The 22123-nt window shown below is 38.7% G+C and carries 24 protein-coding genes; 2 read left to right on the top strand and 22 right to left on the bottom strand.

Annotated features, from left to right (window positions below; translation table 11 throughout):
• Nucleotides 1-60: 60 nt before the first annotated feature.
• Nucleotides 61-954 (bottom strand): deoxyribonuclease IV, encoded by an 894-nt coding sequence (locus QUF49_RS07655; RefSeq protein WP_289495103.1) that lies wholly within the window; start codon nucleotides 952-954, stop codon nucleotides 61-63.
• Nucleotides 955-977: 23 nt separating this feature from the next.
• Nucleotides 978-2261, bottom strand: a complete 1284-nt coding sequence (locus QUF49_RS07650) for a DEAD/DEAH box helicase (protein ID WP_289495102.1) — start codon at nucleotides 2259-2261, stop codon at nucleotides 978-980.
• A 176-nt stretch (nucleotides 2262-2437) separates the two neighbouring features.
• Here QUF49_RS07650 and vrrA point away from each other — a divergent pair, with 176 nt between their 5' ends.
• Nucleotides 2438-3058 carry a VrrA/YqfQ family protein gene (vrrA, locus tag QUF49_RS07645; RefSeq protein WP_289495101.1) on the top strand — a complete coding sequence of 207 codons (621 nt, stop codon included), beginning with the start codon at nucleotides 2438-2440 and terminating at the stop codon, nucleotides 3056-3058.
• Between the two features lie 119 nt (nucleotides 3059-3177).
• Nucleotides 3178-4122, top strand: coding sequence for a 4-hydroxy-3-methylbut-2-enyl diphosphate reductase (locus QUF49_RS07640; RefSeq protein ID WP_289495100.1), 945 nt, complete (start codon nucleotides 3178-3180; stop codon nucleotides 4120-4122).
• A gap of 63 nt (nucleotides 4123-4185) precedes the next feature.
• Here the strand turns inward: QUF49_RS07640 and QUF49_RS07635 are convergent, their stop codons facing one another.
• The 20 genes from QUF49_RS07635 to QUF49_RS07540 form a co-directional block, all read right to left on the bottom strand.
• Entirely contained in the window at nucleotides 4186-5307 is a 1122-nt protein-coding gene (locus QUF49_RS07635; RefSeq protein ID WP_289495099.1) for a Nif3-like dinuclear metal center hexameric protein, read from the bottom strand.
• The gene (locus tag QUF49_RS07630) at nucleotides 5304-6005 is read right to left on the bottom strand and encodes a tRNA (adenine(22)-N(1))-methyltransferase (protein ID WP_289495098.1); all 702 of its coding nucleotides are present in this window, start codon (nucleotides 6003-6005) and stop codon (nucleotides 5304-5306) included. The genes QUF49_RS07635 and QUF49_RS07630 overlap by 4 nt, the downstream gene beginning before the upstream one ends.
• A gap of 106 nt (nucleotides 6006-6111) precedes the next feature.
• Nucleotides 6112-6456: a cytochrome c550 gene (cccA, locus tag QUF49_RS07625; RefSeq protein ID WP_289495097.1), complete on the bottom strand. Its 345-nt coding sequence runs from the start codon at nucleotides 6454-6456 to the stop codon at nucleotides 6112-6114.
• A 228-nt stretch (nucleotides 6457-6684) separates the two neighbouring features.
• Nucleotides 6685-8298, bottom strand: coding sequence for an AMP-binding protein (locus QUF49_RS07620; RefSeq protein ID WP_289495096.1), 1614 nt, complete (start codon nucleotides 8296-8298; stop codon nucleotides 6685-6687).
• Nucleotides 8299-8328: 30 nt separating this feature from the next.
• Nucleotides 8329-9468, bottom strand: coding sequence for an acyl-CoA dehydrogenase family protein (locus QUF49_RS07615; RefSeq protein ID WP_289495095.1), 1140 nt, complete (start codon nucleotides 9466-9468; stop codon nucleotides 8329-8331).
• Nucleotides 9469-9721: 253 nt separating this feature from the next.
• Nucleotides 9722-10852, bottom strand: coding sequence for an RNA polymerase sigma factor RpoD (gene rpoD / locus QUF49_RS07610; protein WP_289495094.1), 1131 nt, complete (start codon nucleotides 10850-10852; stop codon nucleotides 9722-9724).
• 42 nt (nucleotides 10853-10894) lie between these two features.
• On the bottom strand, nucleotides 10895-12703 hold the full coding sequence (gene dnaG / locus QUF49_RS07605; RefSeq protein WP_289495093.1) for a DNA primase: 1809 nt from the start codon (nucleotides 12701-12703) through the stop codon (nucleotides 10895-10897).
• Between the two features lie 58 nt (nucleotides 12704-12761).
• Nucleotides 12762-13229: a YaiI/YqxD family protein gene (locus QUF49_RS07600; RefSeq protein WP_289495092.1), complete on the bottom strand. Its 468-nt coding sequence runs from the start codon at nucleotides 13227-13229 to the stop codon at nucleotides 12762-12764.
• A 359-nt stretch (nucleotides 13230-13588) separates the two neighbouring features.
• The gene (locus tag QUF49_RS07595; RefSeq protein WP_289495091.1) at nucleotides 13589-14404 is read right to left on the bottom strand and encodes a pyruvate, water dikinase regulatory protein; all 816 of its coding nucleotides are present in this window, start codon (nucleotides 14402-14404) and stop codon (nucleotides 13589-13591) included.
• 18 nt (nucleotides 14405-14422) lie between these two features.
• Nucleotides 14423-15058 carry a helix-turn-helix transcriptional regulator gene (locus QUF49_RS07590; protein ID WP_197468127.1) on the bottom strand — a complete coding sequence of 212 codons (636 nt, stop codon included), beginning with the start codon at nucleotides 15056-15058 and terminating at the stop codon, nucleotides 14423-14425.
• Between the two features lie 115 nt (nucleotides 15059-15173).
• Nucleotides 15174-15917, bottom strand: coding sequence for a DNA repair protein RecO (gene recO / locus QUF49_RS07585; RefSeq protein ID WP_289495090.1), 744 nt, complete (start codon nucleotides 15915-15917; stop codon nucleotides 15174-15176).
• 43 nt (nucleotides 15918-15960) lie between these two features.
• The gene (locus QUF49_RS07580) at nucleotides 15961-16104 is read right to left on the bottom strand and encodes a YqzL family protein (protein WP_082861442.1); all 144 of its coding nucleotides are present in this window, start codon (nucleotides 16102-16104) and stop codon (nucleotides 15961-15963) included.
• Nucleotides 16105-16168: 64 nt separating this feature from the next.
• The gene (locus QUF49_RS07575; protein ID WP_289495089.1) at nucleotides 16169-16330 is read right to left on the bottom strand and encodes a hypothetical protein; all 162 of its coding nucleotides are present in this window, start codon (nucleotides 16328-16330) and stop codon (nucleotides 16169-16171) included.
• Between the two features lie 76 nt (nucleotides 16331-16406).
• Nucleotides 16407-17315: a GTPase Era gene (era, locus tag QUF49_RS07570; RefSeq protein ID WP_289495088.1), complete on the bottom strand. Its 909-nt coding sequence runs from the start codon at nucleotides 17313-17315 to the stop codon at nucleotides 16407-16409.
• A complete protein-coding gene (locus tag QUF49_RS07565; RefSeq protein WP_289495087.1) occupies nucleotides 17308-17706 on the bottom strand; it encodes a cytidine deaminase in 399 nt (132 codons plus the stop codon). Before QUF49_RS07565 ends, era begins: the two co-directional genes overlap by 8 nt.
• A 22-nt stretch (nucleotides 17707-17728) precedes the next feature.
• Nucleotides 17729-18076 (bottom strand): diacylglycerol kinase family protein, encoded by a 348-nt coding sequence (locus tag QUF49_RS07560; protein WP_289495086.1) that lies wholly within the window; start codon nucleotides 18074-18076, stop codon nucleotides 17729-17731.
• A 29-nt stretch (nucleotides 18077-18105) separates the two neighbouring features.
• A complete protein-coding gene (gene ybeY, locus QUF49_RS07555) occupies nucleotides 18106-18573 on the bottom strand; it encodes an rRNA maturation RNase YbeY (RefSeq protein WP_289495085.1) in 468 nt (155 codons plus the stop codon).
• On the bottom strand, nucleotides 18570-20690 hold the full coding sequence (locus QUF49_RS07550; RefSeq protein WP_289495084.1) for an HD family phosphohydrolase: 2121 nt from the start codon (nucleotides 20688-20690) through the stop codon (nucleotides 18570-18572). Before QUF49_RS07550 ends, ybeY begins: the two co-directional genes overlap by 4 nt.
• A 100-nt stretch (nucleotides 20691-20790) precedes the next feature.
• Nucleotides 20791-20940 carry a hypothetical protein gene (locus QUF49_RS07545; protein ID WP_289495083.1) on the bottom strand — a complete coding sequence of 50 codons (150 nt, stop codon included), beginning with the start codon at nucleotides 20938-20940 and terminating at the stop codon, nucleotides 20791-20793.
• 220 nt (nucleotides 20941-21160) lie between these two features.
• A complete protein-coding gene (locus QUF49_RS07540; RefSeq protein ID WP_066237625.1) occupies nucleotides 21161-22123 on the bottom strand; it encodes a PhoH family protein in 963 nt (320 codons plus the stop codon).

The raw sequence follows: 22123 nt of genomic DNA, 5'->3' as shown, positions 1-22123 counted from the left end.
CGCACAAACTTTGCGGCTTTTTGTTATAAATTGATCCATTTTTCTGTGTGTCGCACAAACTTATGCGTTTAACAGTTTATTCTGAAGTTCTGGGTCAAACGTCTTTGCTTTAATCATCTCGATCTCAAGTTGATAAGGCGGTTTTTTGTTATTTTTATCAGTACCTACATAAGGTGTTTCAAGGATTTTAGGAATATCCTTGAATTGATCATGATGTACGATATAGCTTAATGCATCAAATCCAATATGTCCGAAGCCTATGTTTTCGTGTCTGTCTTTTGCAGCTCCGGTAACATTTTTACTGTCGTTAATGTGAAATACTTTTATTCGATCCATGCCGACTATTTTATCAAACTGATTCATAACTCCGTCAAAATCGTTTACGATGTCATAGCCTGCATCATGTGTATGGCACGTATCAAAGCAAACAGAAAGCTTTTCATTCAGTGTAACGCCATCAATTATCTGTGCAAGCTCTTCAAACGTTTTTCCGCATTCAGATCCTTTTCCAGCCATTGTCTCTAGTGCGATTTGAACATTTTGCTCTTTTGTCAGCACTTCATTAAGACCTTCGATGATCTTTTTGATACCGACCTCAGAACCTTCACCAACATGTGCACCAGGATGCAGCACGATCTGTTTCGCACCAAGTGCATCTGTTCGTTCGATCTCTCTTCTTAAAAAATCAACACCGAGCTCAAAGGTTTCAGGTTTAACTGCATTTCCGATATTGATGATGTACGGAGCATGAACGACAATATCAACGATGCCGTTCTCGATCATGTGCCTCGTTCCGGCTTCAATATTAAGGTCTTCAATTTTTTTTCGTCTCGTGTTTTGGGGTGCACCTGTATAGATCATAAATGTGTTGGCACCATATGAAACAGCTTCTTCACTAGCAGCGAGAAGCATTTTTTTACCGCTCATTGAAACGTGAGATCCTAGTTTAATCATATTTTCCCCTCTTCCCTAACAAACTATCTGATGTTTCTTCTTTTCTTCTTCATTAATTTCTTTTTCTGCTCGTCCATTTTCTTCTTATAACCTGGTTTTACTTTACGAGGTTTTGGTACATACACGCCGTCTTGCTCTTTTGATCCTGTGCTTTTCTTACTCGGTTTTACAGGTACCCATTCACCATTCTTATACTGTTCTAAGTGGAAAACAATTTTTTTCTCTTTAAGTTTTTGAACAGAATGCTGATCTGTCTGTTCATAAAGAGAAGCACAGATTCCTGACATTCCTGCACGGCCTGTTCTGCCCGCTCTATGAATGTAGAAATCAAGATCTTTCGGAAATTCATAATTAATGATGTGGCTGACACCTTTAATATCAATTCCGCGTGCTGCAAGATCTGTTGCAACTAAAAATTGAAATTCCGCTTTTTGAACGCGTTTCATGATGCTCTTTCTTGTTCGTGGCGGTATGTCACCATGCAAACGTTCAACACTCATTCCTTCTGCACTCATAGCGTCCGCGATTTCATCAACTGCTTTTTTGGTGTTAGCAAAAATAATCGCAAAATAAGGATTATAATTTCTCGCTGTTTTTATCAACATGGGAAGCTTATCATTATGCTTTGCTTGAATAAGAACATGCTTGATGTCTTTTGCCGTAATATGCTGAGGCTCTACGTGCACGTGCTTAGGGTTCTGCATATATTTTTTCAAGAAAGGCTGCAATTTTTCCGGTACAGTTGCAGAGAACACCATCATCTGAAGTTCGTTAGCCATACGAGATGCAATCAAGTCCACATCTTCAATAAAGCCCATATCAAGCATCTGATCCGCTTCATCTACTACGAGCATGTTAGCTGTGAAAACAACTAGCTCTTGCGCGTTTACAAGATCTTTAATACGCCCTGGAGTACCGATTACAAGTTGAGGAACAGTTTTCAATTTTTCTGCCATTCTCTTTCTGTCAGTTCCGCCAACGATTGCTTTTGCACGGATTTGTTTCTCTTCTGGCATATGTTCAGAGATCTTAAGAAACTCATTGTAGATCTGTTGAGCCAATTCACGAGTTGGAGCTGTAATAACAGCTTGTACTTCATCTTTTGTTACATCAATTCTGTGCATAAGAGGCAGCAAGAATGCAAATGTCTTTCCTGACCCTGTTTGTGACTGTCCGATCATGTCTTGTCCATTAATAATTCCAGGTATAACACGTTCTTGTATATCAGTTGGTCTTTCAAATCCAATACTGCTTAACGCAGTTTGGAGCGATTCGTTTATTTTTAACCGTTCAAACGGAGATTTCATACGCTCACCTTTTCTTTTTCAATATAAATTCATTCACTTTTAGTATTATAGAGTAAGTTTTGCTTTTCCGCCAACCATCCTTAAGATTAGGAAGAAAACAGGGATAAATATCACACATGTTTTTCTAATTTCATATTCTGTATATGAGCGTATTATTTTGGAAAGGAGGGGGAATTATGCAGCCATTTTATAGATATCCGAATCAACCTCAGCATCCGATGCAGCCGTTTCAAGTAAATCCTCATATGCACAACATGCATGGAATGCCTGGAATGAACCACATGCCTCGTCAGATGGGGTCAGTAGATCGATTTTTAGGAACGATTGGAAGCGGCGGCAGTGTGGCAGGCAGTACGAGTGTCTTTACAATGCTGAACAATGTTCAAAAGGTACTAAAAGTTGCTGAAACGATGGGTCCTATGATCAAACAATACGGTCCTGCAATGAGAAATCTGCCATCCATCATGACAGCTCTTAAAGATTTTCAGAGCGGATCGAACAAAAAGGCGGACAACGATACTGAGGCAGATACCTCCGAAAAAGCGGAAATGAACGTTGAGAAAAATGAAGTTAAAGAAAATACTGAGTCAAAGAAAAAAGAAAAGAAAGAAAAAGAAAAATCAGATTCTGAAGAAAAAATAGCTGTAGCAGGTCCTAAATCTTCAAAAGCTTCCATACAGCCCAACGAAGCGCCCAAAGGCAAGATGACTTCACCGGGAACGAAATCCATACCATCTGCGCCAAAGACAAATGTGCCAAAAGGCTTTAGATTGCAAGGACCTAAGTTATATGTATAAGTATAGTGTTTGAGTTCTAATGATCTCTCCTATATAATAAAAGACATACAGAAGTAAATCTCCCAAGACAGCATAGATCTCTGTGCTGTCTTTTATATGAATAAAGGAGAGATCCAAACATGGAAATAGTAAAAATATCTCCGAGAGGGTATTGTTACGGCGTGGTTGATGCAATGGTTATGGCTCGGCAAGCTGCGAATGATCCCACTCTCCCAAGACCTATCTATATTCTTGGTATGATTGTTCACAACAAACATGTAACAGATGCCTTTGAAGAAGAAGGAATCATTACGCTCGACGGAAATAACCGCTTAGATATCATCCGCAATATTGATTCAGGTACAGTAATCTATACGGCTCATGGGGTTTCACCAGAAGTGAGACGGATTGCTCACGAGAAGGGTCTATACGAAATAGATGCAACCTGTCCAGATGTAACAAAAACACATGATCTTATACGAGAAAAAGAAAAAGAAGGCTATGAAATCATCTATATCGGAAAAAAAGGCCATCCTGAGCCAGAAGGTGCGATCGGCATAGCCCCACACATTGTTCACCTAGTTGAAAATATTGATGATTTAGAAGCACTAAATGTTCAAAGCGATAAGATTCTTATTACGAATCAAACCACAATGAGTCAATGGGATGTAGCTGAACTTATTAAACGCTTGCTCATGAAGTACCCTTCTGCAGAGGTTCATAAAGAAATCTGTTTAGCGACTCAAGTAAGACAGGAAGCTGTTGCGAACCAAGCTGGGGATTGTGACCTTGTTCTAGTGGTCGGTGACCCTAGAAGCAATAACTCAAACCGCTTGGCACAAGTTTCAGAAGAAATTGCGGGTACAACTGCTTATCGAATCTCAGATGTATCAGAGATCGATCTAGCATGGTTAGAAGGTGTTAAAAAGGTTGGCATCACTTCTGGTGCTTCTACTCCTACACCAATAACTAAAGAAGTTATTGATTTTCTTAAAAATTATGACGGTACGAATGAGGAAACGTGGAAAAAAGAACGTAAAGTTACATTAAACCGCATTCTTCCAAAAGTAAAAGAAAAAAAATAAGAAAAAAAGCAAAGCTGACAAAAAGATCAGCTTTGCTTTTTTTATCGTCCTACTAAAAGAATTCTACATAAACGTAAAAGGATCGGTTATCAGATTTGATTCTACAACAACAGTCTCATATTTACCGGACGTAAGCTTGTTCTCCAAAACGTTTTTTAGTTCACGTTTCATAATTTGTTCAATATGATGTCCTGCATCAATAATTGTCAGGCCATCTTCTTGTGCATCATGTGCATTGTGATAATAAATATCACCTGTCACTAAAACATCCGCCCCTTTATGAAGTGCTGGATAAATATATTTGTTTCCATCTCCGCCAACAACGGCTACTCTTTTTATAAAAGACTTGTTCCCCTTAATAACACGAACATTTGAAATCTGAAAGACCTTTTTTACATGATCTACAAATTCTTGAAGACTCATCTCTTTAGGCAGCTTTCCGATTTTGCCTATTCCGAGCTCGTTTCCTTTATTCAATAGCGGATAAAGATCGAAGGCTACCTCTTCGTATGGATGAGCTTTTTTCATGGCTGCAATCACAGCTTTTTGAATGGATTCCGGCAGGATTGACTCAATCTTAACTTCTTCAGTCCGCTCTAATTGACCCTGTTTTCCAATGTATGGCGCAGTCCCTTCCAGCGGAGTAAATGTACCAAGCCCCTTAGAAGTGAACGTACAATGACTGTAGTTGCCAATATGGCCTGCCCCTGCATTGCCAATCGCTTTCCTCACCTGCTCCTCATGTGAAACGGGTACAAAGACAGATAATTTTACAAGTTGATCTTCATAAGTAGTTGAAAGCACTTCGGTTTGTGTTAACTGCAATTGATTCGCCAGCCACTCATTCACACCTAAAGCGGTAACATCAAGGTTAGTATGGGCAGCATATACCGTGATATCGTTCTTGATTAGCTTTTCGATCACTCTTCCTTTTGAAGTACTTGTGTCTATTTTCTTTAAAGGACGGTATAGCAATGGGTGATGTGCAATGATTAAATCTACATCACCTTCAATCGCTTCATCTACAACACTTTCTAAAACATCTAGAGCAATCATTACTTTTTTTACAGGCTTATCTAGTGTTCCAACCTGCAATCCAATCGGGTCGCCCTCCATTGCCATCTTTTTTGGTGCAAAGCTTTCTAAGAGAGAAATAATATATTGCCCGCTTGCCGCTTTACTCAAAGAATCCACTCCTCTGCTAGTCTTAGATTTTTTTCAATTTCTTTTCTTTTATCTTCTGATGCTGTTCCTTGACTGTTTTCCATCTGATTCAAAATTGTTTTCCATTGCTTGACTTCTCCAGTCCATTTTTCTTTAAACGCTTCGTTTTGATTTTTCAATAAAAAGGGTCCGAATAAAATCTCTGCATCCATGTTGCTCGTGTACGGCTGGTTCCCTGCTCGATCAGCAATAAGAATTTCATAAATTTTTCCGTCTTCTTTTAGAATTTCTTCTTCTGATAGCACCCAATCTTGTTTTAATAGCCAGTTCCTAACGGTTTTAGAACCAATATTAGGCTGAAGAATGAGACGTTCAGTCTTTCCTAGCTTCTCTTTTCCTTTTTCAAGAATAGATGTTATAAGAGAACCTCCCATACCGCATATGGTTACGACTTCTGCTTCACCTGTTTCCAGAACCGAAAGGCCATCACCTTTTCTCACTTCGATCATATCGTTTAATCCGTCTAATGTTACCTGCTCTTTTGCAGATAAGAATGGTCCATCTGTGATCTCTCCAGCAATTCCTTTTTTTATAACTTTTTTCAACCCCAAAAAGCAAGGCAAATAAGCATGATCAGAACCGATATCCGCTAAAATTGAGTTTTGTGGTACATACGATGCTACTCTTTCAAGCCGTTTCGATAATTTTTCAGAATTCATATTTCATCACCGTTTCATTAGTTTGTTCACTTTAGTATTCGTAACTTGTTTGATTTTTTGCAAATAAAAAAACTTCTTGTTATAGAAACAAGAAGCTCTTCTTATTTTATTTTTTTTCTGCTAACCAATCAACTAGTATTTTCGCTTCTTCACCTTTTACTAGCCCTGCTGGCATTCCAGATCCTTTACCGTTTTTAACGATATCTGCAATTTCTTCTGCCTTATACTGTCCGCCAATCTTTTCAAGTGCAGGACCAACGTTACCTTCTAAATTTTGTCCATGACAAGAAGAACAGTTCTGCTTATAGATTGCTTCTGGATCCATAGCAGCCTTTTCTTTATCCTGACTAGCCGTATGAATTTTGTTAATACCATATCCGCCCATTGTAAGCATAAGAACAATTCCAATAACTCCAATAATGGCAAAAGGAATGAGTGGATTACGTTTCATGCAAATTCCTCCTTCATCTGTACAGGTACATTTGTTGTCGTCTTGATAAACTTAATATGTATTGGTTTACAATCCATAACCTATTGTACTGTAAAAGCGTTTACTTGGGAAGTACAAACTCTATTTTTCCCAGTTTTGTCACAGTATTAACGATTTAAACTTATCTTTATCTTCGTACTGCAACTCTGAGCTTCTTTGATATAAAAAAAACAGCCACACAACAGGTGGCTATTCATGGGTAACAGACAAAGCCTCGATTGCTTGTTCTCTTAACTTAAACTTTTGTACTTTACCAGAAGCAGTCATAGGATACTGTTCGAGAAAGATGTAGTATTCAGGAATCTTAAAGTGAGCGATTTTCCCTTTACAAAAATCTCTTAATTCTTTTTCAGAAAGAGTGTGCCCTTCTTTCAGCTGAATACACGCTGCTACTTTTTCACCAAACTTTTTATCTGGTACTCCGATGACTTGAACATCTAAAATGGAAGGATGAGAATAAATAAACTCTTCTACCTCTCTTGGATATACGTTTTCACCGCCACGGATGATCATATCTTTTAAGCGGCCTGTAATCCTAAAATAACCTTCTCCATCCACCGTTGCCAAATCCCCAGTATGAAGCCACCCTTCGCTATCAATGGCTTCATTAGTAGCTTCAGGCATTTTGTAATAGCCTTTCATCACATGATAGCCTCTCGTACAAAGTTCGCCCTGCTCCCCTGCTTTCACTTCTTTATTTGTAACAGGGTCTATCACTTTCGCTTCCACTTGTTCATGTTTTTTACCGACCGTTTCAACTCTTCTTTCAATCGGGTCATCTGTTCTCGTTTGTGTGATAACAGGTGATGCCTCTGTCTGGCCATATGCAATCGTAATTTCAGACATACCCATTTTTCCGATCACGTTTTTCATTACTTCAATCGGACATGGTGATCCTGCCATGATGCCCGTACGCAGTGTGCTTAAATCGTATGAATCAAAGTTTGGAAGGTTGAGTTCTGCAATAAACATCGTCGGAACTCCATGCAAACCTGTGCATTTTTCCTTTTCTACCGTTTCTAATACTTCTTGTGGATCAAACTGTACGATTGGTACCATCGTTGCTCCAACAGAAACAGCAGCGAGCGTTCCAAGAACACATCCAAAACAATGGAAAAAAGGAACAGGAATGCATAACCGATCAGCATTTGTGAGATTCATGCTATCAGCAATCTGCCTAGCGTTATTCACAATGTTGTAGTGTGTCAGCATTACACCTTTAGGAAACCCTGTCGTACCTGATGTGTATTGCATATTGATTACATCATCATAGTGAAGAGACGCCTCTCTTTCCTGAAGGGCTTCATCTGATATCACATCCCCTGCTTCTAAAATATCTTGGAACGCTTCATAAGATGAAGAATCTGACCCCAGTAAAACAAAGTGTTTTAGCAATGGGAATTCATCCGGTCTGCCTTTAACAGAGTCAACCATTTCCTTATATGAAGTGGAACGGAATTCTTCTATAAAGAAAAGTGCCTTTGCGTCAGATTGTTTTAATAAATAATCGAGTTCTGAAAGCTGATAGTTCGTATTTACAGTTACTAAAACAGCCCCTGCTCTTGCTGATCCAAATTGAAGAAGAAGCCATTCCGGTACATTTGTAGCCCATACAGCAATGTGATCTCCTTTTTCAATTCCCATTGCCATCAAGCCTTTGGCAACTTTAGTCGTTAATTCATAAAATTCCTTATAGGTGTAGCGAACTCCAAGTTTACTGTAAACCATAGCTTCTTGATCTTTAAAATTTAAAGCTTGTTTCTTCAAACAATCTCCTATAGTTACTTTCATTAACTCAGCCATAATTCACCCCATCACCTGATATTATGAACGTTAGCAACCAATCTCTCTAGCGATAACAATACGTTGTACTTCTGAAGTACCTTCTCCGATCTCTAGAAGCTTTGCATCTCTAAAATAACGTTCTACATGATAATCTCTCATGTACCCGTTACCACCATGAATTTGAACAGATTCAGAACAAATCTGCATGCACGCTTCAGACGCATATAATTTTGCCATTGAAGCTTCTTTAGAGAACTTTTTACCCTGGTCTTTTAACCAAGCTGCTTTATATACCATCATTCTTGCAAGCTCAATCTTCATAGCCATATCTGCAAGTTTAAACTGAATAGCTTGAAACTTAGAAATCGACCTTCCAAACTGTTTACGTTCTTTTGCATACGCAAGAGCCTTCTCATAAGCCGCCTGTGCAATTCCGACTGCCATAGCGCCTATTCCTATTCTTCCGCCATCCAACGTCACCAGGAACTGTTTAAAGCCATCTCCGCGCTTCCCTAGCAAGTTTTCTTCTGGAACTGTTACATCTTCCATAAAAAGTTCAGTTGTATTAGAAGAATGAAGGCCCATTTTTTCATAATTATCAATAACTCGGAAACCTTTAGCATCTGTTGGAACGATAATCGCAGAGATTTCCTTATCACTGCCATTTCTGTTCGTAATAGCGGTTAACGCTAAATGCTTTGCATAGCTTGCATTCGTAATGTAGCATTTACTGCCATTAATAACCCATTCTCCGTTATTCAGTACCGCAGATGTTTCCGTACCTCCAGCATCTGATCCCGCATTCGGTTCAGTTAATCCGAATGCCCCAAAAGATTCACCCGTACAGATCGGTGTTAGATACTTCTCTTTTTGTTCATGAGTACCAAATAAATTTAATGGAGCTCCACCTAAAGAAACGTGTGCAGAATATGTAATTCCTGTAGATCCGCATGCACGGCTTAGTTCTTCAACAGCAATCGCAAAACTAATCGTGTCAGCGCCGCCCCCTCCATATTCTTCTGGAAAAGGAAGACCCATCATGCCAAGCTTAGAAAGTTTTTGGAAAATTTCTAGTGGAAATTCTTTATTTTTATCTCTTGCTTCAGCACCTGGTGCTACAACTTCATCTGCAAATTCCCTCATCATCTTTTGAATCATTAACTGCTCTTCCGTTAATGTAAAATTCATGGCTGCATCCCACCCTTTAATAATTTTAGCATCAATATTGTATGCGCTTACATATTTATTATAGATATAAAGGCCGAATTTTTACAAGATTTAAAGAATTTTAAATTTAATATACAGCAGAATGAGTAAGCAAAAAATAGAATTTGGCAGAAAAAAGCCGCAGGAAATAGTTTTTTGGGCAGTTTGCATTGAAGTGGAATAATCAGTAAAATAAAAGAAATAAAAAAAGCCTGCCCGCTATGGGGCAAACTTTCTATTCTAAGAAATCTTTTAATCGTTTACTTCTGCTTGGATGGCGGAGTTTACGGAGAGCTTTGGCTTCAATTTGACGAATACGTTCACGTGTTACGCCAAATACTTTACCTACTTCTTCAAGAGTGCGAGTGCGTCCGTCATCAAGACCAAAACGTAAGCGAAGAACATTTTCTTCTCGATCTGTTAACGTATCTAGGACATCCTCAAGTTGTTCTTTTAATAGTTCGTATGCAGCAGCTTCAGAAGGTGCAAGTGCATCCTGATCTTCAATAAAATCACCAAGATGTGAGTCGTCCTCTTCACCAATAGGCGTTTCCAATGAAACCGGCTCTTGTGCGATCTTAAGGATTTCACGGACCTTTTCAGGTGTCAGTTCCATTTCAGCTCCGATTTCTTCTGGAGATGGTTCTCGGCCTAAATCTTGAAGAAGCTGGCGCTGAACGCGAATTAATTTATTGATCGTCTCGACCATATGAACAGGAATACGGATTGTACGGGCTTGGTCTGCAATTGCACGTGTAATTGCTTGACGAATCCACCACGTAGCATACGTACTGAATTTAAATCCTTTGTCATAGTCGAATTTTTCAACAGCTTTAATCAGACCCATGTTTCCTTCTTGAATAAGATCCAGGAACAGCATACCCCGGCCAACGTATCGTTTCGCAATACTAACAACTAGACGCAAGTTAGCTTCTGCAAGACGGCGTTTTGCTTCTTCATCACCGTTTTCAATACGCTTAGCGAGTTCGATCTCTTCATCTGCTGAAAGCAAGTCCACACGTCCGATTTCTTTTAAATACATACGAACTGGATCGTTAATCTTAACTCCTGGTGGCACACTTAAATCATTCAGATCGAATTCTTCTTCCTCTTTTTCCATTTCAAACTTAGGATCTTCTTCATCGTCGGAATCATCAGATGCTTCGGCAACTTCAACACCTTGCTCTTCCAAGTAATGATAGAACTCGTCCATCTGATCTGAATCTTGTTCAAACGGAGCTAGCTTACTTGTAATTTCTGTATATGTGAGCCGTCCTCGCTTTTTACCGGCTTCAACTAATTGTTCTTTAACTTGATCGATGGTTAATTCGCCTTCCGTCCCTTGACGGTTTGGTTTCTCAGCCATTCGATCCCCTCCTTCCAAAACTTCAACCATCCTACATCCCGATTATTTAAGAGATCTTTTCATTCTCATAATTTCTTGGGCAATTTGGGCTGCCAGTTTTATTTCATTCCTTCTTATCGCGTCTTCTTGCTGCTTCTCTTTTTCTTGTATTTCCCGCAATAAAGGATAACTAGAAATAATACGAATATAATCTGCGAGCTCTATTTCATTCAATTCCTCACTGATTGTGAGCATCGCCAATTCTGAAGCTAATTTTCTTAACTTGTCATCGTCAATACGCTGCATGAACAACCCTACATTGGGTTTATTTCCTTCTTCATAAAAGGCATATAAGTATGCGGCGATTGCATTATGTTCTTCTACATTAAAGCCCGAGTCCAACTTTTCCTGAATTAAAAAAGCTGCGTCCTCACTCTTTAGCATGTGAGCAAGAACAATTCGTTCAGCATTCAGATTTCTCGGCAACAATGACTTCTGCAAAAGTGTTTGTATTCTAAAATTATTATCCCGCTTTTTAGGGCCGTTATCCTTAGACCTTTGCAGTTGCTTGAAAGTCTGAGTTTGTTGCTGCTTTAATGCATCTAAAGACAGATTAAATTCAGAAGCGATTTGCCGAAGATAATGATCTCGTTCCACCGCTTTTGGCAGACGGGCTATTTCCTTGATAATCTCTTCGATATAGATCATCCGTTCTCCTTCATCACGAAGGTTTTTGCCCCGTCTGTAGTATTGTATTTTAAATGCCATCACGGTCAGGCTAGCCCCTATTATATCTTTTAGAAACGATTCGTTTCCATATTTTGAAATATAGTCATCGGGGTCCATTCCATCTGGCATTTGTGAAATCTTCACGGCACAGCCTTGTTTCGTTAAAATTTCAGATGCACGAAACGCTGCCTCTACTCCTGCACGGTCAGAATCATAGCAGATTGTGACTGATTGAACATTTCGTTTCAAAATAGAAGCATGATCCTCGGTAAGCGATGTACCTAATGTTGCAACACCATTTGTAACTCCTGCTCTGAAAGCTGCAATCGTATCTACATATCCCTCAAAAATGACAGCATGCTGCTTCTGTCTCATCTCAGCACGTGACAAGTTTAATCCGTAGAGCGTTTTTCCTTTTTGAAAGATTTTAGACTCAGGACTGTTTAAATATTTCGGCTCGTCCTCTCCGTCTAACACCCTTCCTCCAAAAGCCACGACTAAACCTGTGCGATCCCAGATTGGAAACATGATCCGATTCCTAAAACGATCATATGGCTTCCCATCTGATTGTCTTTTTCCAATCAGTCCAACTTTTTCAGCTGTATTCAGATCCATACCTCGTTTTTGAAGAAACTGTGAAGCTGTTTCCCATGAATCTGGTGCAAAGCCAATTTGGAAGCGTTCGATGGATTCTCTTGTAAATCCTCTGTTTTCCAAATATTCCAATGCTGGTCTGCCCTGTTTTGTGTGGAGTAAGCAATGATGATACAATTTAGCCAATAACTCATGAACATCAGCCATTGTCCTTTTTTCGTCAGTACTTTTTTCGGAGAAATTTTGCTGATGAATTTGAGGCAATTCAATGGCACTTTTTTTTCCAAGTTGAGTTACCGCTTCAATAAAAGAGTACCCTTCAATGTTCATCAAAAAAGAAAAAACATTGCCTCCTGCTCCACACCCGAAACAATGGTAGATCTGCTTTTCAGGCGAAACAGAAAAGGAAGGCGACTTTTCCCCGTGAAACGGGCAAAGGCCAAAATAATTTCTGCCTTGTTTTTTTAGAGGAACATAATCACTAATCACATCTACTATATCGTTTGATGACCTGACTTTCTCTATTAAATCCTCAGGTATTCGTTCCATATTACCACCACAGAATCTCTGTTTCTTTAGACACTAGATATATATTCGTGGCACAACTCTATTTTCCTTCAACATTCGACAGGATTTCGCAAAAAACTGTGCAGAACCTTTCAGTGTCCTCCTTTTTAAATTTTGCAGGTCCCTTTGAATGCTTGCCTGAACGTCTTGCTTTTGCAGACATATAACGTTCATGCAGTACTCTTTCCATTTCATTCTCTTGAAATTGTTTCCCTCTTGGGGTAATCACGTAAACCCCTTTTGAAAGAAGAAGACTAGCCAATGCATGATCTTGGGTAACAACAAGATCATTTTGCTTAGAATGATTATGTATGTACAGATCAACTTCCTCAGGACTTGCATCAACCAAAATCCAGCGCCCAGGCTGGTCAGTGCTGCTTGCGTGTGCATACGAAGTGACGAAGATAGGTTCAAAGTTAAACATGTTAGAGAACTTATTAATCTCTTCTTTTATAACAACGGGGCAAGCATCTGCATCAACAAATACATTTCCAATTAATTTTTCCATATTCTTATGTTCTACCTTAACAGTGATTCTCCTTCATATAAGAGCATTTGTCGAAAAAAAGCATAGTCAATGTATCACTATTTTGGACAAACTTATAAATTTTAATCACAATGTAATATTATAATAAAAGTCGGCCTAATTTACCAGTAAAAAGAATAAAAAAGAAAGCTGTAAAAACTTTGTTATTATTGGAAGTGGTTGATTTCCGTTCCTTTCTCCTTTCAACTGTCATAAAAGTAATTAAAAATGAGATTTGAAAACAACAATCTATCCCAAAATAAAAAGCGCAATCATCTGCGCTTTTTATGATAGACCCCATTGTTTTTATATAAGTATAGAGGAAGTTTACGATACGTTATTTATTTATAAGACTTTCCCTGAAACAGATTGTAGATTACATTAGCAGATTCCTCTACCGCTTTATTGGAAACCTCTACTACTCTGCATCCAATTCGATCTACGACTTTGTTAAAATAAACAAGCTCTTGCTTGATTCTTTCCATGTTAGCGTAGTTTGCCTCTGAATTTAACCCCAGTGCTTTTAAACGCTCACGACGAATGTCGTTTAGCTTTTCAGGTGTGATCTTAAGGCCGAAGCATTTATTAGGCGATACCTTGAATAATTCTTCGGGCGGTTCTACTTCAGGAACGATCGGCACATTAGCAACCTTCAATCGTTTATGTGCTAAATATTGTGATAGAGGTGTTTTTGAGGTTCTAGAAACACCTATTAAAACGACATCTGCTTTTAAAATACCTCGCGGGTCTCTTCCATCATCATACTTTACAGCAAATTCTATCGCTTCAACTTTTCTAAAGTAGTCATCATCAAGTTTGTGTACAACACCCGGTTCATATCTAGGAACTTGATTTAATCTTGATTGCAGCTGGTCCATCATCGGTCCCATAATATCCACAGTCGGGATGTTGAGTGATGCAGCTTGTTTTGCAAGGTAGTTGCTTATTTCAGGTACCACAAGTGTAAAAGCAATAATACCATTATGGTCTTTCGCTAAAGAGACCACTTCATCAATCGTTTCTTTATCTTCTACATAAGGTACACGTTTAATCTCAATCCCGGTTGAATTAAACTGGCTAGCAGCTGCTTTTACAACCAACTCTGCCGTTTCACCAACTGAATCGGAAACGACGTATACAATTGGACGTCCTTTCATGTTGGCCTCCCCATTTCATTATAGTAATTCGTCATGCGCTAGTTCGACAAAAGCCTTAGTGATATTGGTCTTTGTTATTCTGCCAACAACTTCAAGACCGCTTTCTTCGTTCGAACGCTTAACTACTGGAAGACAGTCGATTTGCTTTCCAATCAAAATGTGAGCGATATCTAACAAGTAATCCTCTTTAAAACAATACGTTATATTAGGCATTCTTGTCATGATAATGTTTATTGGAATGCTGTTTATTTCTTGTTTCCCCATACTTGCTCTCAATAAATCTTTTCGTGAAGCGACCCCTGCCAGATGTCCGTTTTTATTAATAATAAATAGTGTTCCGACGTCTTCTAAAAACATTGTGCAAATCGCTTCGTAAACAGTAGCTGAGTCCTGAACAACCACTGGAATAGAAGTAAACTCAGCAACTTTAATCTTTTTTACCTTTTCGGTTAACAATTGTGAACCCGTCTTACCTGTATAAAAATACCCTACTCTTGGTCTTGCATCCAGGTACCCTGCCATCGTTAAAATAGCTAGATCTGGTCTCAAAGTCGCTCTTGTTAAGTCCAGCTGATCTGCAATTTGCTCTCCGGTTATTGGTCCATTATCTTTAACAATCTCTATAATTTTTTGCTGCCTCTTATTTAGTTCGATTGTTTACACCACCTTTTGCCGCATCCAATGTGTTATACTTATTTTCATTATTATAACCTATTAAAGGAAGAATGCGAACTAAAAAAACTGCAAAGATTTAGGGCTTCACAGTTTTTCAAGATAGATCATCTAATTGTTTAAGGAATTTCTTCGATTTTAAAAACACACCTGAATATTCATCCATGTATGCATCAAATAACATCCTAAGTTCTTTTTTCGTTTCTTTTTTTAAAGATACATTGCCAAGTCTAGCTAAATCTAAGTAGTAAAACATATTTAAAAGTTTAGCTGTACCTTTAGAAATGTTCATTCGATAAGGGTCTTTATAAGAACACCTTTCACAAAGAAAACCACCTTCTCGAATAGAAAAAGAAAAATCCCCTTCTGTCGAGTGACAAGATACACATTTGGTTAACTCAGGTACAATTCCAGCTATTTTCATCATTTTCATTTCAAATAAAAAGGTAATCACTTCTGGGTCAATACCGTGATTGATATATTCCAGCGATTGTTTAATCCATCCAAAAAGGTCTGGCCTCAGATCATCTTCAGATGTATGTCTATCTAACAATTCTGCTAAATAAGCAGCATAAGCGGTCTTAACTAAATCTTCTCTTATTTTGCGAAAAGAAGACAACGCCTCACCCTGCTGCAGTGTTCCAAGCCCTCTTCCTTTTTGAAAAACAAAAATTCCGTATGTAAAAAGCTGCGTAATGGATGTGAAGCGGCTTTTTGGTTTTTTAGCCCCTCTAGCCATTACGCCGATTTTCCCTAATTCTTTTGTATACAAAGTTATAATTGTATTGGATTCGCCATACGGAACGGTTTTAATGACTATTCCTTCGACTTTATAAAGCAAGGTAAATCACCACCCTCTCGTCAAGAAGGCACCGTAGTTACGATTAATGAAATGGAGGTTCCTCAAGAGACTCTTCATAAGGAATAACTGCTGATAATGCTGTTATTTCATGGTCTAGCTCTTTGTATAACAAATAGGTATCAATACTGCCCGTTTCACAGAATACTTTCCAAGTAAATTCTTTCATGTTTGGACACACCTTTCTATTTGTTTTTCTCCTGTTATAACTAGGTTCACCTTAATTGTTTTTTTCATGTGAAGGAAATTTTAACAGTTTTTTTATTTAACCTGTTGAAAGTGGTTGATTTCCGTTCCAGATGCTCGCTTTCCGCGGGGCGGGCGGTGAGCCCCCTCGCCGCAACGCGCCTTTGAGGGGTCTCACCTGTCCCACTCATCCCGCAGGAGTCTCCCATCCTCCTCTCCAATCAACCTGTCAATGAAGAAAATGAATAAACACAATAACAACCTTTTAGAGAAAATACTAAAGTTTTAGTACTCATCCTCGTTAAAACCAAATTCTACTAGCTGTTTTTGCTTGTTTCTCCAGTCGGCTTGTACTTTAACGTACAATTCTAAAAAGACGCGGGATCCTAACAGTGTTTCGATGTCTGTTCTTGCTCTTTTTCCGATCTCTTTAAGCATCTTTCCTTGTTTACCGATGATGATTCCTTTTTGAGAAGAACGTTCTACGATAATCGTAGCATTTACAAACACAACATTCTTTTCTTCACGCACTTTCATCTCTTCGATGACAACAGCCACTGAATGCGGGATTTCTTCTCGAGTAAGATGAAGAACTTTTTCCCGAATCAGCTCTGCAGTAATGAACCGTTCAGGATGATCAGTAACCTGGTCTTCAGGATAAAATTGCGGCCCCTCTTCCATGTAGGAAACGATCTGTTCTAAAAGAGTATCAACATTATTGCCGTTTAAAGCAGAAATCGGCACTACTTCAGCAACGTCTAATTTATTTCTGTACATATCAATCAGCGGAAGCAATTGATCAGGATGGACTTTATCAATTTTATTAACAACTAAGAAAATAGGATTCTTTACATGCTCAAGTCTATCGATAATAAATTGATCTCCACGGCCATACCCTTCTTCAGCATTGATCACAAAGAGGATCAGATCCACTTCATTTAACGTCTGCTGAGCGGTTCTCGTCATAAAATCCCCTAGCTTGTGCTTAGGTTTATGAATACCTGGTGTATCAATAAAAATAACTTGCGCTTCATCTGTTGTGTAAACAGCTTGAATCTTATTTCTTGTTGTTTGAGGCTTATCGCTCATAATGGCAATTTTCTGGCCGATCACTTGATTTAACAGTGTGGATTTTCCAACGTTCGGTCTTCCAATGATCGTAACAAATCCAGATTTATAACTTTCTTTATTCATTTAAATCCTCCGGCGAAAAAGCACCTGGCAATAAATCTTTTACTAAGATTTCTTGAACGTCACCTTTTAAGTTTGTTAAATATACTGGCATTTCCGGCGGGCAAAGCTCTGAGATCACCTGGCGGCATGCTCCACATGGCGGCACTGGACGCTTTGTGTCTGCCACTACAGCGATTGCACTAAATTTCTTATCGCCTTCTGTATACGCTTTAAATAGTGCCGTTCTTTCAGCACAACAAGTGAGGCTGTATGCAGCGTTCTCAATGTTTGCACCCATATATACTTTACCTTCAGACGTTAGAAGTGCTGCACCTACTTGAAATTTAGAGTAGGGAACGTAAGCCTTTTCACGTGCTAGTTTCGCTTGATCCATCAATTGTTCTTTGTTCATTACACATTCACCTTCTTAACAATTATTGCTTCATATTGTTTATGCTGTTCATAAGCGGTTCAATAAAGAGCAGTATACCGATTATAACAGCAAATATTGAAAAAACCAAAACTGCTCCTGCAGCAGCATCTTTCGCCTTCTTCGCAAGGAGATGATATTCTGGTGTGATTAAGTCCACTGTGTTTTCTATCGCAGTGTTGATCAACTCGAGTGCTAAAACCAGACCGATTACAATCAATAAAATGATTAATTTTAATGAAGAAAAATCAAGTGCAATCGCTGTAGTGATAACGATTACACTTATAAAGGTGTGAATCCGAAAATTTTGCTCTGTTTTAAACGTTGTAAATATGCCTGCAAATGCAAACATAAAACTTGAGAACAACTTTCTCCATGAAATCATCTGCTTAATCCGTATTGCTCCAATATTTCTTCTTGTCTGCCAAACATTCTCTTTTCATCTTCTTCGTTCATATGGTCATAACCTAACAAATGCAGAAAACCGTGTACAGCAAGGAAGCCCATTTCTCTATCTAAAGAGTGTCCATACTCTTCAGCCTGTTGTTTAGCAACATCTAAGCAGATAATAATGTCTCCTAGAAACCTCGTCTCTTCTCCGCCTATAATTTCTGTCTCATCTTCACCCATCTCTTCCATGGCAAAAGAAATCACATCTGTTACGCTGTCTTTTTGGCGATACTCACTATTAATTTCTTGAATTCTTTCTTTGGTTACAATGGTTACAGATACTTCCGCTTGGCCTGTTTCTTCCATTTCAGCCGCTTTTTCAAGTACCTTTGTTAAAAGTTCCTGAAATTCTGTACTGTTTTCATCAATTTCGTTTAAATACTCTACATGTAGTATCATTGTTTTTCCACCTTTTTCGTTTCTTCTGGATACTCAATTCTGGAATGGAAAATTCCTTTCAATGTTTCGGTCAATGTCTTAGCTACCGTATCCAGTTCTTTAAGGGTAATGTCACATTCGTCAAACTGTCCATCCTCAAGTCTATCATTTATTATCTTTCGAATGATTCCGTCGATTTTAACTGGTGTCGGTTTCGATAATGATCGAACAGCCGCTTCAACAGCATCAGATATACCGATAATTGCAACTTCTTTTGTTTGTGCTTTTGGCCCAGGATATCGAAAGTCTGATTCTGCGACTTCCTTATCTGTTAGCTTAGCTGCTTTATGATAAAAGAATTTTAACAAAGTCGTTCCGTGATGCTGTTCAGCTATGTCAATAATCTCTTTCGGTATTTTTTCTGCTCTAAGCATATCAGCCCCGTCGTAGGGATGCGCCGTTATTATCGTCTTACTTAATTGTGGAGCAATCTTGTCATGCGGATTCTCCATATTCATTTGATTCTCTATAAAAAAATGGGGGCGTTTCGTTTTTCCGACATCGTGATAATATGAACCCACTCTTGCAAGAAGTCCATTAGCACCAATAGATTCACAAGCTGCTTCAGAAAGATTGGCTACCATGATGCTATGGTGATAAGTACCCGGTGCTTCCATCAGCACTTTTCGCAATATAGGATGATTTGGATTAGATAGTTCGATAAGTTTTGTTACTGACAATATGTTAAAAGAAGACTCTATAACAGGTAACAACCCTAGCGTAAGTACAGCTGAGACAAAACCAGAAATGGCTGCACAGCCAAGATCTAATCCTATTTGCAGTGATGTGAACTTTCCGTTCTGCAACAATAGAACACTCGCTACAGTTAGGATGGCAATAAATGATACAAAAAATCCAGCTTGAAGGATTTTCGAACGCTGCTGTGTTTTGCCTAGAAACACAATTCCAGAAATTCCGTTAAATAAAACATACATGCTCATGATAAAGTTAAAGTTTCCTGCTGTTTGTTCGTTAAAGATTAAAGCTGCACTAAAAGCAAAGATAATCGTAGAAACAACTGCGAGCTCTTCATTAAAGAGCATCTTGATCATCATCGCACCTGCAGCAACAGGAACGGCATACATGAGACTTGTTAAACCAAGGTTGGTACTGATACTTAATACTTTCATCACGACGAGGGTAAGCGTGAACAATAAGGCGTAGATTGTTACATATTTTCTAAAATGCTCCTTCTCGCGCTCTTCTTTCATAAAATAATACAAACCAGCCATTACGATCAACACAAAGAGGAACAAACCATAATACGGATACGTTTTCATTTCCTGATCCAGTAATCCAACCTTTTTGAGCCTATCAAAGATTTCAGGTGTGATTACCGACCCACTTTTAACTAGGACTTCTCCTTCTCTAATCACAACCTCTTCAACTTTATCACTTGCTTCTTTTCGTTTTTGTCTTGTTTTCTCAGTATCAAGCGTTCTATTCGCAATAATAAAACTTCTAGTGATTTCTTCTGTAGCATTCCTTAAAGAATAAGACAGATTGCTGTTTTCACGGATCAGTTGAACAGCTTCATTTCTAGCCTCTTCTACCTCTTCAACCATGATAGGATTGGATAATACCTTGTTCACAACATCCGGACCTAAATTTTTCATATTGTTTAATTCTGTTACACTCGCTTGAGCCAAAGCAGTATATGTCTCATCAGATATTTCAGATTTGTCTATTGAATCTTTTATCTGTTCCAGCTTCTGATCCATGGATAGCGGAGCTTCGTCATCCTTTTTTTCCTCTTCTGACTTATTAATGGTTATAACTAGATCAAATAGATCTTTCAAGGCTTCTGCTTGAAGTAAAGCGAGATCTTTATTAAAGGTATATTCATTCTTAACACTCTCTTCAGCCAGCCTTTTCCTCGCTTCCGTCTGATCTTCAAGCGGAATCGTAATAGGAGATTGGATATCCCTAGGAGCACGCTCATAAACATTGACGTCCACTACATTGGGAGTAACATTGCTGACTAAAAGGGAAAACAAAATGATGCCCATAACAATAAAGGATACTGTTGCTACACTTAAACGAAAGTAATTGGACAAAAGATGCCTGATATTGGACAAGCGATACCACTCCTTAAACTTGTACATCCTGTTCTAATCTTAGCAAAAATTGTACAAATATGGTACTTTTCAAACGAAAAAGATAAAAGTAATCCTTTTCTTAAAGAGCAGGTTTCGTATTTATTCTTGGTTGAAAGTGGTTGATTTCCGTTCCAGGTGCTCGCTTTCCGCGGGGCAGGCGGTGAGCCACATTCGTACGTTTTACTCTTAAGTGTCTCACCTGCCCGCCTGTCCCGCAGGAGTCTCCCACCTTCCACTACAACCAACTATTCAAAGAAGACAAGAAAAAAAGATTTAAAAGCAACAATCATTTCAGATTTATCGTTAATAAAAATGGTATCCCTACCATCAAAAGTATTGGACTAGTTGAATTCCCGCATCGTTCCAATTTTCAGCGCGTTGTATTCTTCTCTATAGCATCTTATCCAATTCTTACACCACATAAAAAAGCCTCTATAAAAATAGAGGCCTTAGTCTTCGTATGTTTCATATGCTTCGATGATTCGTTGTACTAGCGGATGACGTACAACATCCAATTGTTTTAAGTATATAAAATCAATGCCCTTTACGCTCTCGAGCCTTTTTTCGGTTACTTTCAACCCAGATTCTTTTCCACGCGGAAGATCGATCTGTGTTAAGTCACCTGTAATAACCATCTTAGAGCCAAAGCCAAGACGCGTTATAAACATTTTCATTTGTTCTGGTGTTGTGTTTTGCGCTTCGTCTAAGATAACAAAGCTTTCATCAAGTGTCCGGCCTCTCATGTACGCTAATGGGGCAATTTCAATCGTCCCGCGCTCAATCAGCCTTTCAGTATGTTCAGCCCCTAGAAGGTCATGCAGCGCATCGTAAAGAGGCCGCAGATAAGGATCCACTTTTTCTTTTAAATCCCCCGGCAAAAAACCAAGGCTCTCTCCTGCTTCAACAGCAGGGCGAGTAAGTACAATCTTTTTCATTTTACCTTCTTTTAAAGCGTTAACTGCCATAACTACAGCAAGATAGGTCTTACCAGTACCAGCAGGACCAATACCAAATACAAGGTCGCGCTTTCTCATGGATTGAACGTAATGCCGCTGACCAAGAGTTTTTACACGAATTGGTTTTCCTTTTGCAGTAACCGCAATATCTTCTTCATAAAGCTCACTTAATTCATCCAGCATATTTTTTTCAGCAAGCTGAACAGCATAAACAATGTCTCTTTCTGAAATCTTGATTCCTTTACGCACCAATTTCAGCAAGACGAACAGAGTCTCTTCAACCATTTCTGCTTTAGCGAGTTCACCTGAAACTAAAATGTCTTCTCCTCTGGTAACAATACTCACGTTGAGCTTGTCTTCAATCACTTTCAAGAAAGCATCGTTCGGCCCAAAAAGGGAAGCTGCTTCAGTCGTATTTTCGAGTTGTAATGAATTAAGTCTTTTCGTTTCTGACAA

The organism is Fictibacillus sp. b24, from assembly GCF_030348825.1.
Taxonomy (GTDB): domain Bacteria; phylum Bacillota; class Bacilli; order Bacillales; family Fictibacillaceae; genus Fictibacillus.
Note: the sequence above shows the minus strand (reverse complement) of the source record. Positions and strands in the feature narration are given on the sequence as shown.

What these genes read in the sequence shown, in the direction of transcription:
- QUF49_RS07655 (WP_289495103.1), bottom strand. Translation starts at nt 954, where the DNA reads ATGATTAAACTAGGATCTCACGTTTCAATGAGCGGTAAAAAAATGCTT.
- QUF49_RS07650 (WP_289495102.1), bottom strand. Translation starts at nt 2,261, where the DNA reads ATGAAATCTCCGTTTGAACGGTTAAAAATAAACGAATCGCTCCAAACT.
- vrrA (WP_289495101.1), top strand. Translation starts at nt 2,438, where the DNA reads ATGCAGCCATTTTATAGATATCCGAATCAACCTCAGCATCCGATGCAG.
- QUF49_RS07640 (WP_289495100.1), top strand. Translation starts at nt 3,178, where the DNA reads ATGGAAATAGTAAAAATATCTCCGAGAGGGTATTGTTACGGCGTGGTT.
- QUF49_RS07630 (WP_289495098.1), bottom strand. Translation starts at nt 6,005, where the DNA reads ATGAATTCTGAAAAATTATCGAAACGGCTTGAAAGAGTAGCATCGTAT.
- cccA (WP_289495097.1), bottom strand. Translation starts at nt 6,456, where the DNA reads ATGAAACGTAATCCACTCATTCCTTTTGCCATTATTGGAGTTATTGGA.
- QUF49_RS07620 (WP_289495096.1), bottom strand. Translation starts at nt 8,298, where the DNA reads ATGGCTGAGTTAATGAAAGTAACTATAGGAGATTGTTTGAAGAAACAA.
- QUF49_RS07615 (WP_289495095.1), bottom strand. Translation starts at nt 9,468, where the DNA reads ATGAATTTTACATTAACGGAAGAGCAGTTAATGATTCAAAAGATGATG.
- rpoD (WP_289495094.1), bottom strand. Translation starts at nt 10,852, where the DNA reads ATGGCTGAGAAACCAAACCGTCAAGGGACGGAAGGCGAATTAACCATC.
- dnaG (WP_289495093.1), bottom strand. Translation starts at nt 12,703, where the DNA reads ATGGAACGAATACCTGAGGATTTAATAGAGAAAGTCAGGTCATCAAAC.
- QUF49_RS07600 (WP_289495092.1), bottom strand. Translation starts at nt 13,229, where the DNA reads ATGGAAAAATTAATTGGAAATGTATTTGTTGATGCAGATGCTTGCCCC.
- QUF49_RS07595 (WP_289495091.1), bottom strand. Translation starts at nt 14,404, where the DNA reads ATGAAAGGACGTCCAATTGTATACGTCGTTTCCGATTCAGTTGGTGAA.
- QUF49_RS07580 (WP_082861442.1), bottom strand. Translation starts at nt 16,104, where the DNA reads ATGAAAGAATTTACTTGGAAAGTATTCTGTGAAACGGGCAGTATTGAT.
- QUF49_RS07575 (WP_289495089.1), bottom strand. Translation starts at nt 16,330, where the DNA reads ATGGGAGACTCCTGCGGGATGAGTGGGACAGGTGAGACCCCTCAAAGG.
- era (WP_289495088.1), bottom strand. Translation starts at nt 17,315, where the DNA reads ATGAATAAAGAAAGTTATAAATCTGGATTTGTTACGATCATTGGAAGA.
- QUF49_RS07565 (WP_289495087.1), bottom strand. Translation starts at nt 17,706, where the DNA reads ATGAACAAAGAACAATTGATGGATCAAGCGAAACTAGCACGTGAAAAG.
- QUF49_RS07560 (WP_289495086.1), bottom strand. Translation starts at nt 18,076, where the DNA reads ATGTTTGCATTTGCAGGCATATTTACAACGTTTAAAACAGAGCAAAAT.
- ybeY (WP_289495085.1), bottom strand. Translation starts at nt 18,573, where the DNA reads ATGATACTACATGTAGAGTATTTAAACGAAATTGATGAAAACAGTACA.